We start from the raw sequence: 14,888 nt of genomic DNA, 5'->3' as shown, positions 1-14,888 counted from the left end.
GCGAAATGCTCGCAAACCGCGTAGCCTCTTTAAGCACTTCCCTTTCCTCCTTGAGAATGCGGTTCTCACGCCGAAGCCGGTCATTCTCTTGGGTGAGGCATAAATCCTCTTTCGACACCACATCCGTGTTTCGCTGCGCCGTAATCCATTTGTTCAGCGTCGACATGCCAACACCCAGATCATCAGCAACCTGCTTGCGTGTCAGCCCACTCGTCAGCGCGATCCGCACTGCATCTTGGCGGAATTCGTCCGTCCGTTTCAGTCCCATAGTCAGTCTCCTTTGCTGAAACAAATGCTATCAAAGGAGCGGCATCAAACCGCGACAGGTCCAAACAGCACCTGAATGACACGGATATCAGTCCCGCTTTCCAGCAGATGTGTAGCAAAGCTGTGTCTCAAAGTGTGGGGCGACACCTGCTTTTTGATCTCGGCGAAGTCGCAGGCTACCCCAAAGGCGCGGTTGAACTGCCGCGTCGAGATCGGGTCGATCCGGTTGCGACCTGGAAACATCCATCCTTGTGGCCGGGCTTCGCGGTAGTAGTCGCGTAACAGGTCCAGTAAGCTGGGCGACAGCATCACTTGGCGATATTTACGCCCCTTACCTTGCTCGATCCGGATCAACATCCGGTCGCTGTCAATGTCACCTACCTTCAAATGCGTGACCTCGCTTGCCCGCAAACCACCGCCATAGGCCACGCTGAAGGCCGCACGGTATCGCACCCCGGGCCCGGGTGCCGCTTCAATGATGCGGGCAACTTCCTCGGCACTGAGCACGACAGGAATCTTCTTGGCCGCCCGCTGATACCGCATATGCCGCTTCATCTCCGGGCGTGGGCAGGTGGACGCGAAGAAGAAACTGAGCACCATCAACCGGTTGTTGAAGGTTGGCGCGCCAACGCCGCGCTCCTTCATATCCAATTGAAACGCCCGTAATTCCTCCGGTGTCGCGCTGTCCGGTGCGTGTCCAAGAAACCGGGTGAAGTCACGCATCGCACGCAGATACATCGTCTGCGTCTTGGGTTGCAGGCCCTTGATCTGCATATCTTCCAGAAAACGTTGGCGCAGCTTCGGGACATATTGATCGGTCATGAAGACCTCCTGTTATCAGATTGAGAAGCCCCAATCGTCCAACAGGTCAGTCAGTTCACAAAATCGCTGCGCTCCGATCAGCGCGCATCACCGGCAACAAGCGCCAATACCGCGAGAGCGGTTTCGTCCTTGTGCGCAAAGCCGCCGTTGCAGGTGCCTGCAACCCGTGAAGCCCTCCGTTGGGGCACCCTATCTGGGTTTTGGCAAATCTGCTGGGGGAGCGGGCCGAACAAGGCGGTCCCCAACAAGATCACAGCTGTTTGGCCAGAACGCTTTCGATGCGGGCCACATCTTCGGGGTTGTTCAGCTCCCAGAACACGCGACCGCGCCCTTCGACCTCGACACAGGCCACGGGCGTGCCGTTGAACAGGAAGCGCAGTTGTTCCAGCCCTTCGCGGTTTTCCAGATCACATTCGCCCCAGGTCCCATAGGCGCGCAGGGCGTCCGGGCGATAGGCATAGACGCCTACGTGGTGATAGACGGGGATGTCCGCATCCGGCACTTTGCCGGGATCGATATAAGGCAGCACTTCCTTTGAGAAATAAAGCGCGTGGCGTTTGGCATTGAACACGGCTGTGGTGCCACCGACGCGGCCGGCTTTACGGTCCTCGACGAAATGGCCATAAGTCAGCGGGTCACATTGCAGCACCGGTGTGGCGACCTGGGCCTCGGTGTCGGCTTTCATCGCGGCGATCAGATCTTCGACAAACCAGGCCGGCGTCAGCGGCGCGTCCCCTTGCAGGTTCACCACCAGATCGGCGTTAATATCGCCGGCTTTCAGCGCCGCTGCACAGCGGGCGGTGCCGTTTTCACATGTGGTCGGCGTCATGATCACGGAGGCGCCAAAGGCCTGGGCGGCCTCTTTGATGCGGTCATCATCTGTCACCACATGGACTTCATCGACGCCGGTGACGCCCATCGCGGCCTCCCAGCTCATCCGGATCAGGCTTTTGCGGCTGCCATCGGGTTGGTTCAACTCGACCAACGGCTTGCCGGGATAGCGGGTTGAGGCATAGCGCGCGGGGATCAGGATCACGGTTTTCATCGGGGATATACCTTTTATTTGAGCCGCAGATTACGCCACGCCAGCGCGCAACAGATCGTGGATGTGCAGGATGCCCACGGGCGCGCCGGTCGCGTCCACCACCATCAGCACCGAGATTTTGCGCGCGTTCATGGTGGCCAATGCACTGGCCGCCAGCGCGTTTGGGGCGACGGTGATCGGGGTGGGATTGGCAATGTCACCGGCGGTGGTGCGCATCAGCTGCGCCATATTGCGCCGCAAGTCCCCGTCCGAGATCACGCCGGCCAGTTTTTCATCCGCAACCACAGCGGCAATGCCAAACCCTTTGGAGGTCATGGTCAGCAGGCAGTCTTGCATGGGTGTGTCGCTGGCCACCAAGGGCAGGTCGTCACCGGCATGCATCAGCTGGGCCACGGTGGCGAGCTGGGCGCCCAGTTTGCCGCCCGGATGAAAAACGCGGAAATCTTCGGGCATGAACCCGCGTTGATCCATCAAAGCCACTGCCAGGGCATCCCCCAACGCCAGCGTCAGCGTGGTCGATGTGGTGGGCGCCATGCCAATCGAACAGGCCTCGGGCGCGGGCGGCAGGCACAGGCGGTAATCAGCGGCCTTCATCAGCGTGCTGTCGGGCTTGGAGGAAATCGCCACCGTGGGGATCGAAAACCGCCGGGTATGGGCCAGAATATCCTGCAATTCGGTGGTTTCGCCCGAATTAGAGATCAATAGGCAGATGTCAGCCGGGGTCACCATGCCCAGATCACCGTGGCTGGCCTCGGCGCAGTGGACAAAATAGGACGGCGTGCCCGTGGAGGCAAAGGTCGCGGCGATCTTGCGCCCGATATGGCCGGATTTGCCAATGCCAGAGACGATAACCCGCCCTTTGGCGCCCAGGATCAGCTGCACAACGGCGGCGAAATCAGCGGGCAGAGCGTCGCCCATCTGGGCCAGGGCGGCGGCTTCCACGCTCAGCACATGCTGGCCCGATGCGATAATAGCCTCAGCTGAGACGTTGGGGGCGGTCTTGGTCTGCTCTGACATGAAAAACCCTCGATCTGGCGCCAGTTGTTTTGCCTTCCTAGGGGGCGGTTCTTGCCTAGGCAAGGGGGGAGGCACTGGATATGGTCTGCCCGAACATCCATGTGAGAGACGGGCAAGAGGCAGATCAGATGGCACCGAAATTTGGAACAAGCGGGCTGCGCGGTCTGGTGGTGGAGCTGACGGCCACGCTGGTGGGCGATCACGTGCGCGCCTTTATTGCGGCCTGTGATACGGGCACGGGCATCTGTCTCGGCTGGGATCTGCGCCCCTCCTCGCCCGATATTGCGCAAGCCGTGATCGATGCGGTTGTGGGCGAGGGGCTCACGCTGATTGACTGTGGTGCGGTGCCCACCCCGGCGCTGGCGCTTGCGGCACAGAAACGGGGCGCGGCGGCGATCATGATCACCGGCAGCCATATCCCCGCCGATCGCAACGGGCTGAAGTTCTATTCCAAAACGGGTGAGATCACCAAAGACGACGAGACCGCGATCAAGGCGCATCTGGGCCGCAGTCCCAGTGCGGGCGGCGGCGCGGTTGAAAAAGACCCGGGCGTTGGGGCGGCTTTTGTGGCGCGTTATGTGACCGCCTGTGGACCTGATGCGCTGACCGGCAAGCGGATCGGGCTTTATAGCCATTCGGCGGTGGGGCGGAATCTCTTGGCAGAGATTTTGGAAAGCCTTGGCGCCACGGTGCTGGAGCTTGGCCGCTCCAAGGTCTTTATCCCGGTGGACACCGAAGCGGTGGATCCCGAGACCCGCGCGCAAATCGCCGCCTGGGTGAGCGCGCATGATCTGGATGCGCTGGTGTCGATGGATGGCGACAGCGACCGGCCCCTGTTGGCGGATGAGCGCGGCCAGATCGTGCCGGGCGATGTGATGGGGCAAATCACCTCGGACGCTCTTGGGGCGGATTGCGTGGTGACGCCGATCTCCTCCAATTCCGGCGTGACGCAAAAAGGCTTTGCAGCGGTCACCCTCACCCGCATTGGCTCACCCTATGTGATTGCGGGCATGGCACAGGGGCAGGGTAAGGTGGTCGGGTATGAGGCCAATGGCGGTTATTTATTGGGATTTGCGGCGCAGGGGCCGACGGGCTCCTTGGTGCCGCTGAAAACCCGCGACTGCGTCTTGCCCTTGGTGATGGCGCTGATGGCCGCCGGCGACGGGCCCCTGTCGGCGCGGGTCGCGGGCGAGCCGCCGGTTGTCACCGTCGCGGACCGTCTGCAGGAGGTGCCGCAAGAGGCCTCGCACCCCTTTGTTGCGGCCCTGGCTGGGAATGCAGAGGCGCGAGCAGAGTTTCTGGCGGCGTTGAACGTGACCGAAGCCGCCGTTGATCTGACCGACGGGGTGCGGATCACATTGGCCGAGGGCGGCGTGGTGCATGTGCGCCCGTCCGGCAACGCCCCTGAGCTGCGTTTGTATGTCGAAGGCGCAGATGCCACCGGCGCGCGCGCGCTATTGGACCGGGGGCTGGCCCTGCTCAAGGCACGGTTGACGCGGGCAGAGGTCTGATAAAGGGTGCCCGCATCCCAAGCGGGCGGCGGCATTTTACATCTTTACTCCCTGCTGGGCTGTTTTATTGGAGCTGAGCGGCTTAATCTGCTGCTGGTGCTTATGTACGCAACGCGCAAAGGCGCCTATACAGCAGCGTCATTATTTTATATGAACACCAATAGGTTGGATGATTGTAATGTCTGATATTAAAATAGCGGTTGCCGGGATCGGCTATGTGGGATTGTCCAATGCGGTGCTGTTGGCACAGGCCAATCCGGTTGTGGCGCTCGATATTGATGAGACCCGCGTGGCCCAGCTCAACCAGCGTAAATCACCGATTGTGGATGCGGAACTGGCAGAGTATCTGGCGACCAAAGAGCTGCAGCTGAGCGCCACCACCAATGCGGTCGAGGCTTTTGATGGTGCGGCCTATATTATAGTCGCAACCCCCACCAATTATGATCCCGAGAACAATTTCTTTGACACATCCTCGGTTGAGGCGGTGGTCAAACAGGCCCGCGCCATCAATCCGGATGCGATGATTGTGATCAAATCGACGATCCCGGTGGGCTATACCGAGGGGCTGCGCCAGGAGCTGCAGACCGACAAGGTGATCTTTAGCCCGGAGTTCCTGCGCGAGGGGCGGGCGCTTTATGACAATCTCCACCCGTCGCGGATCATTGTGGGCGATGACAGCGCTGCTGCCAAAGGTTTTGCCGACCTGTTGCGCGCGGCTGCTTTGAAAGAAGAGATCGATGTGCTGATCACCGGTTCCACCGAAGCCGAGGCGATCAAGCTGTTTGCCAATACCTATCTGGCAATGCGGGTGGCGTTTTTCAACGAGCTGGACAGCTATGCGATGTCGCGCGATCTGGATGCGCGCCAGATCATCCAAGGCATCGGCCTGGATCCTCGCATCGGCAGCCACTACAACAACCCCTCCTTTGGCTATGGCGGCTATTGCCTGCCCAAGGACACCAAACAGCTGCTGGCCAATTATTCAGAAGTGCCACAAAACATCATCCGCGCCATTGTCGATGCCAACCGCACCCGCAAGGATTACCTGGCCGAGGCCATTATCGCCAAAAACCCCACCTGTGTCGGGATCCACCGCCTGGTGATGAAGGCGGGGTCGGATAATTTCCGCCAATCCTCGGTGCAGGGGATCATGAAACGGATCAAGGCCAAGGGCATTCCGGTGATTGTCTATGAACCCAGCATGCCAGAGGATGACTTCTTTGGCTCCGAGGTGGTGCGTGATCTGGCAGAGTTTAAAACACGCGCCGATGTGATCGTGGCCAACCGCCAGACCGAAGAGCTGATGGATGTGGCTGAGAACGTCTTTACCCGCGATCTGTTTGGCAACGACTGAGGCAGGGTGCGGCGGGGATGGGTGTTTTTGACCGTCTGCGGCCTCAGCCGCGCCTGACCCCCGCAGAACCCTTTTATGCGATTGGCGACATTCACGGCTGTTTCGAGCAGCTGGCGGATCTGTTGCGGCAGTTGAAGCGGGGCGTGCCGGTGGTCTGTCTGGGGGATTATGTGGATCGCGGCCCCAACAGTGCTGCGGTGCTGCATCTGTTGCAGAACCTGCCGGAGATCACCTGTCTGCGCGGCAATCACGAAGAGATGCTGCTGCGGTTTCTGGATGATCCGGCCGGGTCGGGGCAGATCTGGCTGCGCCATGGGGGGCTGGACACCCTGGCCAGCTATGGGGTGGCGGTCGGACAAGACCCCCATGAGATCCGGGATGATCTGTTGGCGGCCATGGGCGCGGACACATTGCAGTGGCTCGAGGCGCTGCCGCGGGTGTTTCAATCGGGCAATGTGGTGGCAACCCATGCGGGCGCCGATCCCAGCCGCCCGATTGCCGCGCAGGATCCGGTGCATCTGACCTGGGGCCATCCGCAGTTTCTGCGCCGCAGGCGGCGGGACGGGCATTGGGTGGTGCATGGTCATGTGATTGTTCCCCGCCCCGAATTGCATCCGGGGCGGATCGCGGTGGATACGGGCGCCTATGCCACCGGTTCTTTGAGCGCGGCTCTGGTGTTGCCGGATGGGGTGCAGTTCCTGACGGTCCATTCTGGCAAAACGCAGGCTTCATCCATCAAAATCAATCGCTAGCGCATTGAGATAGGCATAGGTGCTGCCTGGGGTCGGGGTGATTGTGACCTCGATCGTGCCCCGCGGCGTGACGGTGAACGGAGCGCTGATCTGGTTGCTGGTGGCGGTTGTTGCCGCATCCAATTGACCAATGCCTGCTCCGTTGACTGTGACATCCCCCACCCGGTCACTGGCCGTTGTGGCCCGAGACCCCATAGCGGTCAGCCTGCCCGTGGCCCCTGATGGTAGGCCAGACAGACGCCAGGTGATGTAATCATGGGCTGCAGCATCCGCTGCCACCGCACAATGCATGCGAGCGCCCGTGAACGGTTGCAGCCGCACATCGGCCACGGCAGCGGATGCCCCGCCGCCGCCGGTATTCTTGGGATTGATCCCGCCCTCGAACTCGGCCACCAGATAAGGTACCACCTGCCCGGAAGTGTCGACGTTGCGCGTGCGTAATTTGGGCACCGGGTTCACTGTGCCACCAAGCTCTGTTGCCTGTGCCGCTGAGAATGAGCTCGTATGAAACACAAAGGAGCGCCCCGCGACATCAGCCCGGTGATCCGCATAGATGCGTGCATTCTGCCATAGCAGCCATTCGGCAAAGATATGCTCCCAATCCGCCCGCAGATGAATGCCGTCATTGGAGGTAACCAACCAGTGGGTTTTTTCAATCCAAGTATAAGCATCGATCTGCCCGGCATGATCGGGCATCTCAGCCGCGACCCACGGCACCACACAATCGGTGTTATAGGGCCCAGAACCATTGATGTCGGTGCTTAGAACACCCGCGTCCACGGTTGGGGCGGTCTCATAGTACCGTTTGGTGATATTGCTGGCCCCCAGATGGGCAAACCCCGCGCCTTTTAGTTTGGTGGTGATCGCATCCAAATCGGCGCGGAACGCGCTGGCAATCGCCGCATCCATCGGACGTGTATGGGACACATCATTGCCCGAACGGTGCATCAGCACAAAGGTGGCGTCCTCTTGGCCGGCATAGTCGGCAATAATCCCATCCAGCCGGGTCTGGGTCTCCGGGAAGCGGTCGCCGCCATTGGCGCGATTGTCGAGCGCCCCCGTGTAGCCCATATTGGCAAAGGCCGCATTGAGATAGGCGCTTTGTTCTGGCGTATCATCGCCGCGATCCAGCAGGGAAGCCCCCACCAGGACGACGTTTGCCGCATCCAGCGCGGAGTAGCTGGGAGTGTCGGCCCCTGGCACAACAACCGGGCCGACGTAATCCCCAACAACAACTCGGGCGCCGAGCGCTTGCACAATCGGTGTCTGCTCTGCCGTTACGGGGAGCGTATATGGCAACGGCTGGTCCTCATAGGTCCAGGTCACACCGCCATCAATTGACCAACGAAATTCGGGCATTTTAATTCTCCACGGTGACTGTGCCGTCTTGGGTCCGGGTGGTTCTCATGCTCGGAGCATCAAGGGATTGCACGGTGAGCGTGCCGTCCTGGTTGCGCAAAAGGCGGGTGAGTGCGGCAAATGGCTGCTGAAACAGAACCGCCGTGACAGCGAGGCGCAAGCCCAGCATTAGAGCCAGCCCACCAGATCAACCGTGGTGCCGCTGGCCTCTACGCCGATGGGAGAGAACATCAGCACCTCACCGGCCTGCACCGGATAGGTCAGACGCTGGTCGTCTTCGTCGCGCAGGGTCAGGGTGCCGGTGGTCAGGACCCGCAACACCCGTGGGCGCAGGGGCAGGTCCACGTCATCGGCCGGGGTGATGGGGAAATGGCGGCTGGCCGGGCTGGAGAGCCCGCGCTGGTGGCTTTGAAACGGATCGATCTGCGACATGGGGCGCAACTCCTGTTGAAAAGAGCCAAGATGCGAAACCAACATGTGGATCCGCATCCTGGGCGAGATGACAGAGGAGGCGTCAGCATAACCGCGGGCGCAGGGCTGTTGCCGCCTGAGCGCTGCGGGCGGGCGCGGCGTTAAGGAGCAGGCAAGGTTTACCCTCCCTCAGGCCGGGCCTAGGATCCGGATCACGCCTGTGGTTTTATGCGGCATGTCCTGGCCCAATCTATCCCATCTGTTTGCTCTTGATCTGCTGGCGCCCCCGGTGTCGGGTCGGCGTTTGCTTGCGGGGGGGCTGGTCTGGGGGCTGATGGCCCTATGTTGCGCGGCAGAGGCGCTGTTTCAGATCCAAAGCGCAGGCTGGCTGTCCGAGGCGCGGGGCGAGACCTTGGCTGCCATCGTGCCAGGGCGCGGGCTGGCGCTGCAATATGCCGGGTTCTGGCCGGGGTTGTTGGACAATTGGCGTCCCAATTATCCGGGACAGCCGGTGGCGATGTTTGTCACCTATGGGCTGTTGCATGCGGATCTGTGGCATCTGCTGGGCAATATGATCTTGCTGCTGCTGTTGGGGCGGCGGGTTGTGGAAGAGGCCGGGCAAGCCGGGTTGGGGCTATTGCTGTTGGGCTCGGTTGTGGCTGGGGGGGCGGCCTATGGGGTTTTGGCGACCTCTCCCCAGCCGATGGTGGGGCTGTCGGGGGGATTGTTTGGGCTGATTGGCGCCTGTCAGCTGTGGCATGGGCTGGACCTCTATCGTGCAAAAGCGCCGCTGCGGCGGGTGATTTTATTCACTCTTTGGTTGATTCTCCTCAATTTTCTATTTTGGGTGCTGCAAAATGGCGGCCTGGCCTGGCAGGCGCATCTGGGCGGCTATCTGGGGGGCGGGCTGCTGGCGCTTGTGCTGCCAATGCGACAGGCAGCAGCGCGACCTTCCCATCACAAAGTCGTAAAATAGCCCGGCGAAACTCTGCCTGTTTCGAAAAAATCATTTTATCACGGGGAAATCAGGTATAAATTTACCTCAACCGGGATCGAATTCTCCGGAGAAGAGCAGTTTGCCGAGCGATGTCTCGGAATCTTTAGATACAGGACGTATGATTGTGACACAGCCTCCACATGTCCTTGCGATTGCCTCTGCTGGCGGCCATTGGGTACAACTTAGACGGTTGTCGCCTGCTTGGGCCGGCTGCCGGGTGACCTATGTGTCGACCGACCCGCAATTGCGCAGCAGCGTGTTGGCAGATCCCGGTGATGCGGCTGAGGTGCGCTTTTACGCGGTCAAGGATGCCAACCGCTGGCAAAAACTGCGATTGATGGTCTCTTTGCTGCAAATCATCTGGATCATGCTGCGCTCGCGCCCGGATGTGGTGATCACCACTGGGGCGGCGCCGGGGTTCTTTGCCCTGCGGCTGGCCTCCTGGATGGGCAAACGCGCCGCCTGGATCGACAGTATCGCCAATGCGGAAACATTGTCCCTGTCGGGGCAGATGGCGGGGGGGCGCTGCGATCTGTGGCTGACCCAATGGGAAAACTTGGCCGACCCTGACGGCCCCTCTTATAGCGGATCTGTCATATGATCTTTTTGACCGTAGGCACCCAATTGCCGTTCGACCGTCTGGCGCAGGCGATGGATGACTGGTGCGCACAAAACGCGCGCACGGATATCCGCGTCTTTGGTCAGCTGGGCCATCTCAACGGCGACAGCTATCGCCCCCGTCATTTTGAATGGGCCGAGAAGATCAGCCCCGATACATTCAACACCCGCGTCAAAGAGGCGCGTGTGGTGGTGGGCCATGCGGGCATGGGCTCCATCATCACCGCCATGAGCTTTCGCAAACCCACAGTGATCATGCCGCGCCGGGCCCATCTGGGCGAACATCGCAATGACCATCAATATGCCACGATGGCGCGGTTCAAATCCCGCAGCGGTATTTTTGCAGTGGAAGACAGCCCAATGCTGGCACAGCGGCTGGATCTGCTGCTGACTACCCCGGATACAGCTGCAGGGGAGGTGGGAAACGGAGTTGCGCCTTTTGCCGAAGACCGTCTTATCCAGCGGCTTAGCACGTTTATTCATAACGGTTAAAGGCGTGGTTTGATTCGAAATTAAACAGCCAGATTGAGCACGATCATTATCAATTCACAGGCTTGGCAATACCCGATTTGGCTGAATGGCTTAAAGCCGTATCGTAAAACGAAAACGTGATCGATAATATATACGGCCGTAAATATTTTTCCATAAAATTCGAGATACGTGGAATTGATCCGATCCTGCACGCCATTTAAGTAATGCAGAGAAGTTTGTTCGAAACGTTTCTTGCTGTGTTTGTGGGTAAGAGCGCGCATTTTCCAACGGTTCAAAAGATCATTTTTAGGGAATACACATGTTTAAAAGACTCAAAGCACTTGCGGCGGTTTTGACACTGGGTCTTGTGTCATTAACCGCGCTTTCCTCCGCGCAAGCGGCAACTATTTCCGGTCAGGTTGACATTGCCGGCATTGTCAACCTGGACGCTTCTGATTTCACCCCAAATGGGTCTGTAAGCCTTTTGACCCCTGCGTTTGCGTTTTTGGGCACCGGTGATTTTGCTGCGGACAGCGGCACTTTTGTCACCACGTTTGGGTTTGACTTTGGCGCTGTCGGTGATCAGACGCTCCTGACCTTGGCCAGTGGCATTTCTTTTGTGGCGCAATCTTTCAGCGACCTGTCTGACGGGGCTATCAAATCCTTTACAGCAACAGGTTTTCTGAGCGCTGACGGGTATGATGACTCGTTTGCAACGCTCAGCTTTGCCAGCAGTGGCTCAAGCAACACCATCACATCCTTTATTACGTCGGTGGCACCAGTGCCGCTGCCAGCTGCGGGGATCTTGTTGTTTGGTGCGCTGGCGGGGCTTGGCTTTGCTGGGCGTCGTCGGAAGGCGTTGACAGTATAAGCAACGCCTTTAGCGTTTAAAGATGATCACGAAAAAGAGCGGCCTCAAGAGGCCGCTCTTTTTATGGCCGCTTGGGGCTGGTAGCACTGTAATGCTTAGTAGCTTTCGTAAGAATGACCAAAGGCACCTGAGGTATAGCGGCATTTGTTTAGCACCACGCCCAGAACATTGGTCAGCTCGCTCACCTGACGTTCGGCTACATCAATCTGGGTCATCGCGGTCTCTTCGGCGGCGGCCAGGATCAGGGCGCAATCGACATTCTGTAAAAACCCGTAATTGTCATCGCTGCTCATCAAAGGGGGCATGTCAAACAGCATCAGATCTGGGCCATAGCGTGTCTCAATCCGGTTCAAGACGCCCGCCGCGCGGCTACTTTGCAACAGCTCAGATGGGGTTTTCGCAGGGGTTTCAGACAAAAGACCAAAGGCCAGATTGTCGCCATAGCGTAGCCCGGCGTCGGAGAATTCGGCGCGCTCTTCCAGGACGGCGGTCATGCCGGGGCGCGGACGTTGCCCCAAAAGGCGGCTGAGACCGCTGCGGCGCAGGTCGAAATCAAACACCAGACTGTTCAATTCGCTCTGGCGGGCCAGGGAAAAGGCCAGATTGGCCGCGGTGGTGGATTTGCCGCATCCCGCATGGGGAGAGACAATGGCCACCCGGTGCCAATTGTTCTGTTTGCACAATTGCAGCATCCGGGTGCGCAGCAGATCAAAGGGCGCATTCTCTGCATGCCCCCCGTCCGGGGCGTTGATCCGGCCCCGGCGCAGATGTTTGGCCACCAGGGTGATCTGAGTCAGCTCCTGCCATTCCGAGGGCGCATCCGCCGCCAGCGCAGAGGCCGCCGCCAGGGGGCGGATGCCCCGCTCGCCCTGTTGATCACGTTGTACACGGGCTTTTTCAATCGCTGCCTGAAGCCGTTCCATATTCTGCGTCTCCTTTAAGCGGCCTACCAGCGCACGCCCAATTTGGTCATGATTTTATCTGCAATGAGGTCCAGCGGCAGATAATAAAGATGTACCGCATAGACCGCTGCCGGCACGCCCAGAATGATGATCAGGGCCAGCATGCCCCGCCAGCTGCGGTTGCGGATCCGTTGGCCGCGGCTCTGCATATAGGGGATGGTGGTCAAAGGGGTGATGCCCAATTTGGTCACGATATCTTCGGGGCGGCGTGGTGAATTGTTCAACAGTTCCAACATCACCACCAGGGCAATCCCGACCAGAATGCCAAAGAAGGTGCCGCCACCGGCAATCAGCGTGCGGTTGGGTTTGGTGGGCTGGGACGGGATCGAGGGCTGTTCGATCACCACAATCCGCTGCCCGCGTGAGCGGGTTTCGATCTGATCACCGGTCTGGGCCTTGGACAGCCGCGCCTCGGCCTGTTCATATTGGTTCTGCAACGAAGCGTATTTGCGGCTCATATCCTCCAGGGCGATGGTCACTTCGGGGGTGCTGTCGATCCCTTGGTTCAGCGCATCCAGACGCTCCTGGGTTTGGATGCGTTGCAGGTCCAGAGCTTCGATCCGACTGTCGACCTCGCTCAGCTGCACCACCAGAACCGCCGGCAATTGTGCCTGTTCGGCTGCGGCGGCGTTTGCGTCTTCGGTTTCGGGAGCCGGGGCGAGGGCGAGGACGGCGGTCACATCCGCCTCTAGCTGTGCGACCCGTGCCTCCAGCACTTTGACCCTTGGGTTTTCCCGCGAGAAGACGGTCAGCGCCTCGGCCAGTTCGGCCTGAGCTGTTTCGAGCCTGCGTTCCTGGGGGCTGAGCGCGCGGTTCTCAGTCACGGCAGAATTGTTGACCCCGCCGGTCAGCTCATAGAGCTGCAGCAGGCGCGTGCGCTGGCTTTGCAGCTCAGCCACCTCGCGGTCGATCTGGATCAACCGGTCCTGAAACACCGACTGCTGGCGCAGACGGAATTGCAGACTGTCGGGCAAGATCTCGCTGTTGGCCTGTTTATAGGCCAGAATGGTCTGACCCTGCAGGTCCAGTTCCTGATTCAGCCGCTCGACTTCACGGACAAAGAAATTCAGCGTCTCACCAGATCGCCCCTGGCGGAATTCCGCATCCTGAGTCTGGATCAGCACCAGATATTCATTCAACACCTCGGCCGTGGTCTGCGCGGCGGCCGCCTCAAAGCTCAGCGTCATCACGGGCGCTTCATTGCGTCGCCCGCCGGCAATGGCAATGGTGGTGCGCCCGTGCATGGCGGTGACAATCGCATCGGGGTTCATCTGATCGATGTCTTCAAACACATCCAGCTTGCGGGCGATCGCCAGCATATTGTCCCGCGTCAGCAAGCGCTGCTGCACCACCTGCAATTGCTCCAGTGCCGAGGAGCGCACGGTCGAGGCCGCCAGCTCTTCGGGGATCTGTGGGCTTTCCACCAGCAAGACAGCGCGACTTTCATAGGCCGGCGGCAGAGACAGGGCCGCAATCACAGAGGCCGCAGCCATCACGGTGGCGACAATCAGGAAATAATGGAAACGACGGCGAAATATCGACAGGTAATACCAGAGGGTTTCCATCTATATAGCCTCCCGTTCGATGCGACGTTGGCGGCGCATATAAACTCCATCGTCCAGGATCTGTTGGATGGTGGCCGGGCTCACCAGGATCTCTTCGGCGCTCCAGGCATAAAGCATGGCAAAATCACAAAGCTGATTAACCAGCCGCGGGGTGCCTTGGGTCTCGGCAAAGATCATGTCAAAAACATCCGTCTGAAATTCATCCCCACGGCCACCTGCCACCTGCAGCCGGTGCTGGATATAGGCCTGCATGGTGTCCTGGGTCATATCGCGCAGGTGATAATTGGAGGCGATGCGCTGCAACAGCTGCTCCAGGCGCGGATCCTGCACCATATCGCGCAGCTCGGGTTGGCCGACCAGTACCAGCTGGATCAGCACATCTTTGTTGGAATTGATATTGGTGAGCATGCGCAGCTCTTCCAGACCTTCCATCGACAGGTTCTGCGCCTCGTCAAAGACCAGCATCACCCGCCGCCCGGCGCCATATTGCGCCAGCAGGTAGTCCTGCAGCATCTGAAACATCTGCACATAGGAGGCCTGGGGATCGATCTGCACCTGCAGCGCATTGAGGATCCACTGGATCAACTCGCCGCGCCCGCCCTGGGCGTTGGAGATTAGGCCCACAACCACATCCTCTTGCAGGCGCGACAAAAGCTCCTGCAGCAATGTGGTTTTCCCGGTGCCAATCTCGCCGGTGATCAAGGTGATGGGCGCGCGGGTATAGATGGCATATTCCATCACCGCAAAGGCGCGTTGATGGGCCTGGGACCAGAACAGAAAACTGGGGTCGGGCACCAGGGAAAAAGGGCGCTCGCTAAGCCCGAAATGGTCCGCATAAAGCAGATCTGGCCGTGTCATATCAGGTC

General features: G+C 59.6%; 17 protein-coding genes. 7 read left to right on the top strand and 10 right to left on the bottom strand.

Features of this window, described 5'->3' with window-relative positions; all coding sequences use genetic code 11:
* The 4 genes from KMP13_RS11825 to KMP13_RS11810 all read right to left on the bottom strand — a co-directional run.
* The coding region (locus tag KMP13_RS11825) for a transposase (RefSeq protein WP_215266063.1) at positions 1-268 on the bottom strand (268 nt) is incomplete at its 3' end.
* Positions 269-312: 44 nt separating this feature from the next.
* A complete protein-coding gene (locus tag KMP13_RS11820) occupies positions 313-1,089 on the bottom strand; it encodes a tyrosine-type recombinase/integrase (RefSeq protein WP_215266062.1) in 777 nt (258 codons plus the stop codon).
* A gap of 250 nt (positions 1,090-1,339) precedes the next feature.
* On the bottom strand, positions 1,340-2,134 hold the full coding sequence (locus KMP13_RS11815; protein WP_215266061.1) for a 3-deoxy-manno-octulosonate cytidylyltransferase: 795 nt from the start codon (positions 2,132-2,134) through the stop codon (positions 1,340-1,342).
* Between the two features lie 30 nt (positions 2,135-2,164).
* A complete protein-coding gene (locus KMP13_RS11810) occupies positions 2,165-3,151 on the bottom strand; it encodes a KpsF/GutQ family sugar-phosphate isomerase (RefSeq protein WP_215266060.1) in 987 nt (328 codons plus the stop codon).
* A 128-nt stretch (positions 3,152-3,279) separates the two neighbouring features.
* Between KMP13_RS11810 and KMP13_RS11805 the strand changes: the two genes are divergently transcribed.
* From KMP13_RS11805 to KMP13_RS11795, 3 genes are all read left to right on the top strand, one after another.
* Positions 3,280-4,662 carry a phosphomannomutase gene (locus KMP13_RS11805; RefSeq protein WP_215266059.1) on the top strand — a complete coding sequence of 461 codons (1,383 nt, stop codon included), beginning with the start codon at positions 3,280-3,282 and terminating at the stop codon, positions 4,660-4,662.
* Between the two features lie 187 nt (positions 4,663-4,849).
* Positions 4,850-6,016 carry a nucleotide sugar dehydrogenase gene (locus KMP13_RS11800; RefSeq protein ID WP_215266068.1) on the top strand — a complete coding sequence of 389 codons (1,167 nt, stop codon included), beginning with the start codon at positions 4,850-4,852 and terminating at the stop codon, positions 6,014-6,016.
* Positions 6,017-6,033: 17 nt separating this feature from the next.
* Positions 6,034-6,768, top strand: coding sequence for a metallophosphoesterase (locus KMP13_RS11795; protein ID WP_251363817.1), 735 nt, complete (start codon positions 6,034-6,036; stop codon positions 6,766-6,768).
* Here the strand turns inward: KMP13_RS11795 and KMP13_RS11790 are convergent.
* From KMP13_RS11790 to KMP13_RS11780, 3 genes are read right to left on the bottom strand one after another with little or no spacing between them, the layout of a single operon-like run.
* Positions 6,745-8,127 (bottom strand): hypothetical protein, encoded by a 1,383-nt coding sequence (locus KMP13_RS11790; RefSeq protein WP_215266058.1) that lies wholly within the window; start codon positions 8,125-8,127, stop codon positions 6,745-6,747. The genes KMP13_RS11795 and KMP13_RS11790 overlap by 24 nt on opposite strands.
* Position 8,128: 1 nt before the next feature.
* Complete coding sequence (locus KMP13_RS11785; RefSeq protein WP_215266057.1) at positions 8,129-8,296, bottom strand: hypothetical protein; 168 nt, start codon at positions 8,294-8,296, stop codon at positions 8,129-8,131.
* Complete coding sequence (locus tag KMP13_RS11780) at positions 8,296-8,559, bottom strand: spike base protein, RCAP_Rcc01079 family (RefSeq protein WP_215266056.1); 264 nt, start codon at positions 8,557-8,559, stop codon at positions 8,296-8,298. The genes KMP13_RS11785 and KMP13_RS11780 overlap by 1 nt, the downstream gene beginning before the upstream one ends.
* Positions 8,560-8,773: 214 nt before the next feature.
* Between KMP13_RS11780 and KMP13_RS11775 the strand changes: the two genes are divergently transcribed.
* The 4 genes from KMP13_RS11775 (at position 8,774) to KMP13_RS11760 (ending at position 11,495) form a co-directional block, all read left to right on the top strand.
* Positions 8,774-9,514 carry a rhomboid family intramembrane serine protease gene (locus tag KMP13_RS11775; RefSeq protein ID WP_215266055.1) on the top strand — a complete coding sequence of 247 codons (741 nt, stop codon included), beginning with the start codon at positions 8,774-8,776 and terminating at the stop codon, positions 9,512-9,514.
* Between the two features lie 145 nt (positions 9,515-9,659).
* Positions 9,660-10,136 (top strand): UDP-N-acetylglucosamine--LPS N-acetylglucosamine transferase, encoded by a 477-nt coding sequence (locus tag KMP13_RS20925; RefSeq protein WP_215266054.1) that lies wholly within the window; start codon positions 9,660-9,662, stop codon positions 10,134-10,136.
* Positions 10,133-10,645, top strand: coding sequence for a glycosyltransferase (locus KMP13_RS11765; RefSeq protein ID WP_215266053.1), 513 nt, complete (start codon positions 10,133-10,135; stop codon positions 10,643-10,645). The genes KMP13_RS20925 and KMP13_RS11765 overlap by 4 nt, the downstream gene beginning before the upstream one ends.
* Positions 10,646-10,943: 298 nt before the next feature.
* Positions 10,944-11,495: a VPLPA-CTERM sorting domain-containing protein gene (locus KMP13_RS11760; RefSeq protein WP_215266052.1), complete on the top strand. Its 552-nt coding sequence runs from the start codon at positions 10,944-10,946 to the stop codon at positions 11,493-11,495.
* Positions 11,496-11,590: 95 nt separating this feature from the next.
* Here KMP13_RS11760 and KMP13_RS11755 read toward each other — a convergent pair whose 3' ends face one another.
* Genes KMP13_RS11755 through KMP13_RS11745 form a run of 3 tightly spaced genes read right to left on the bottom strand, consistent with a single transcriptional unit; the run spans position 11,591 to position 14,880 of the window.
* Positions 11,591-12,418: a CpsD/CapB family tyrosine-protein kinase gene (locus KMP13_RS11755; RefSeq protein ID WP_215266051.1), complete on the bottom strand. Its 828-nt coding sequence runs from the start codon at positions 12,416-12,418 to the stop codon at positions 11,591-11,593.
* A 23-nt stretch (positions 12,419-12,441) separates the two neighbouring features.
* Positions 12,442-14,022, bottom strand: a complete 1,581-nt coding sequence (locus KMP13_RS11750) for a GumC family protein (RefSeq protein WP_215266050.1) — start codon at positions 14,020-14,022, stop codon at positions 12,442-12,444.
* On the bottom strand, positions 14,023-14,880 hold the full coding sequence (locus KMP13_RS11745) for an ExeA family protein (protein WP_215266049.1): 858 nt from the start codon (positions 14,878-14,880) through the stop codon (positions 14,023-14,025).
* Positions 14,881-14,888 lie beyond the last annotated feature (8 nt).

Origin of the sequence: Epibacterium ulvae, from assembly GCF_018678075.1 — a bacterium.
GTDB classification, from domain to species: Bacteria; Pseudomonadota; Alphaproteobacteria; order Rhodobacterales; family Rhodobacteraceae; genus Epibacterium; species Epibacterium ulvae_A.
This window is presented reverse-complemented; position numbering and strand designations above follow the sequence as displayed.

Excerpts from the sequence above, each read along its gene's own strand:
- KMP13_RS11820 (WP_215266062.1), bottom strand. The coding sequence starts at position 1,089 with ATGACCGATCAATATGTCCCGAAGCTGCGCCAACGTTTTCTGGAAGAT.
- KMP13_RS11805 (WP_215266059.1), top strand. The coding sequence starts at position 3,280 with ATGGCACCGAAATTTGGAACAAGCGGGCTGCGCGGTCTGGTGGTGGAG.
- KMP13_RS11810 (WP_215266060.1), bottom strand. The coding sequence starts at position 3,151 with ATGTCAGAGCAGACCAAGACCGCCCCCAACGTCTCAGCTGAGGCTATT.
- KMP13_RS11755 (WP_215266051.1), bottom strand. The coding sequence starts at position 12,418 with ATGGAACGGCTTCAGGCAGCGATTGAAAAAGCCCGTGTACAACGTGAT.
- KMP13_RS11815 (WP_215266061.1), bottom strand. The coding sequence starts at position 2,134 with ATGAAAACCGTGATCCTGATCCCCGCGCGCTATGCCTCAACCCGCTAT.
- KMP13_RS11780 (WP_215266056.1), bottom strand. The coding sequence starts at position 8,559 with ATGTCGCAGATCGATCCGTTTCAAAGCCACCAGCGCGGGCTCTCCAGC.
- KMP13_RS11775 (WP_215266055.1), top strand. The coding sequence starts at position 8,774 with ATGTCCTGGCCCAATCTATCCCATCTGTTTGCTCTTGATCTGCTGGCG.
- KMP13_RS11765 (WP_215266053.1), top strand. The coding sequence starts at position 10,133 with ATGATCTTTTTGACCGTAGGCACCCAATTGCCGTTCGACCGTCTGGCG.
- KMP13_RS11795 (WP_251363817.1), top strand. The coding sequence starts at position 6,034 with ATGGGTGTTTTTGACCGTCTGCGGCCTCAGCCGCGCCTGACCCCCGCA.
- KMP13_RS11785 (WP_215266057.1), bottom strand. The coding sequence starts at position 8,296 with ATGCTGGGCTTGCGCCTCGCTGTCACGGCGGTTCTGTTTCAGCAGCCA.
- KMP13_RS11750 (WP_215266050.1), bottom strand. The coding sequence starts at position 14,022 with ATGGAAACCCTCTGGTATTACCTGTCGATATTTCGCCGTCGTTTCCAT.
- KMP13_RS11745 (WP_215266049.1), bottom strand. The coding sequence starts at position 14,880 with ATGACACGGCCAGATCTGCTTTATGCGGACCATTTCGGGCTTAGCGAG.
- KMP13_RS11760 (WP_215266052.1), top strand. The coding sequence starts at position 10,944 with ATGTTTAAAAGACTCAAAGCACTTGCGGCGGTTTTGACACTGGGTCTT.
- KMP13_RS11790 (WP_215266058.1), bottom strand. The coding sequence starts at position 8,127 with ATGCCCGAATTTCGTTGGTCAATTGATGGCGGTGTGACCTGGACCTAT.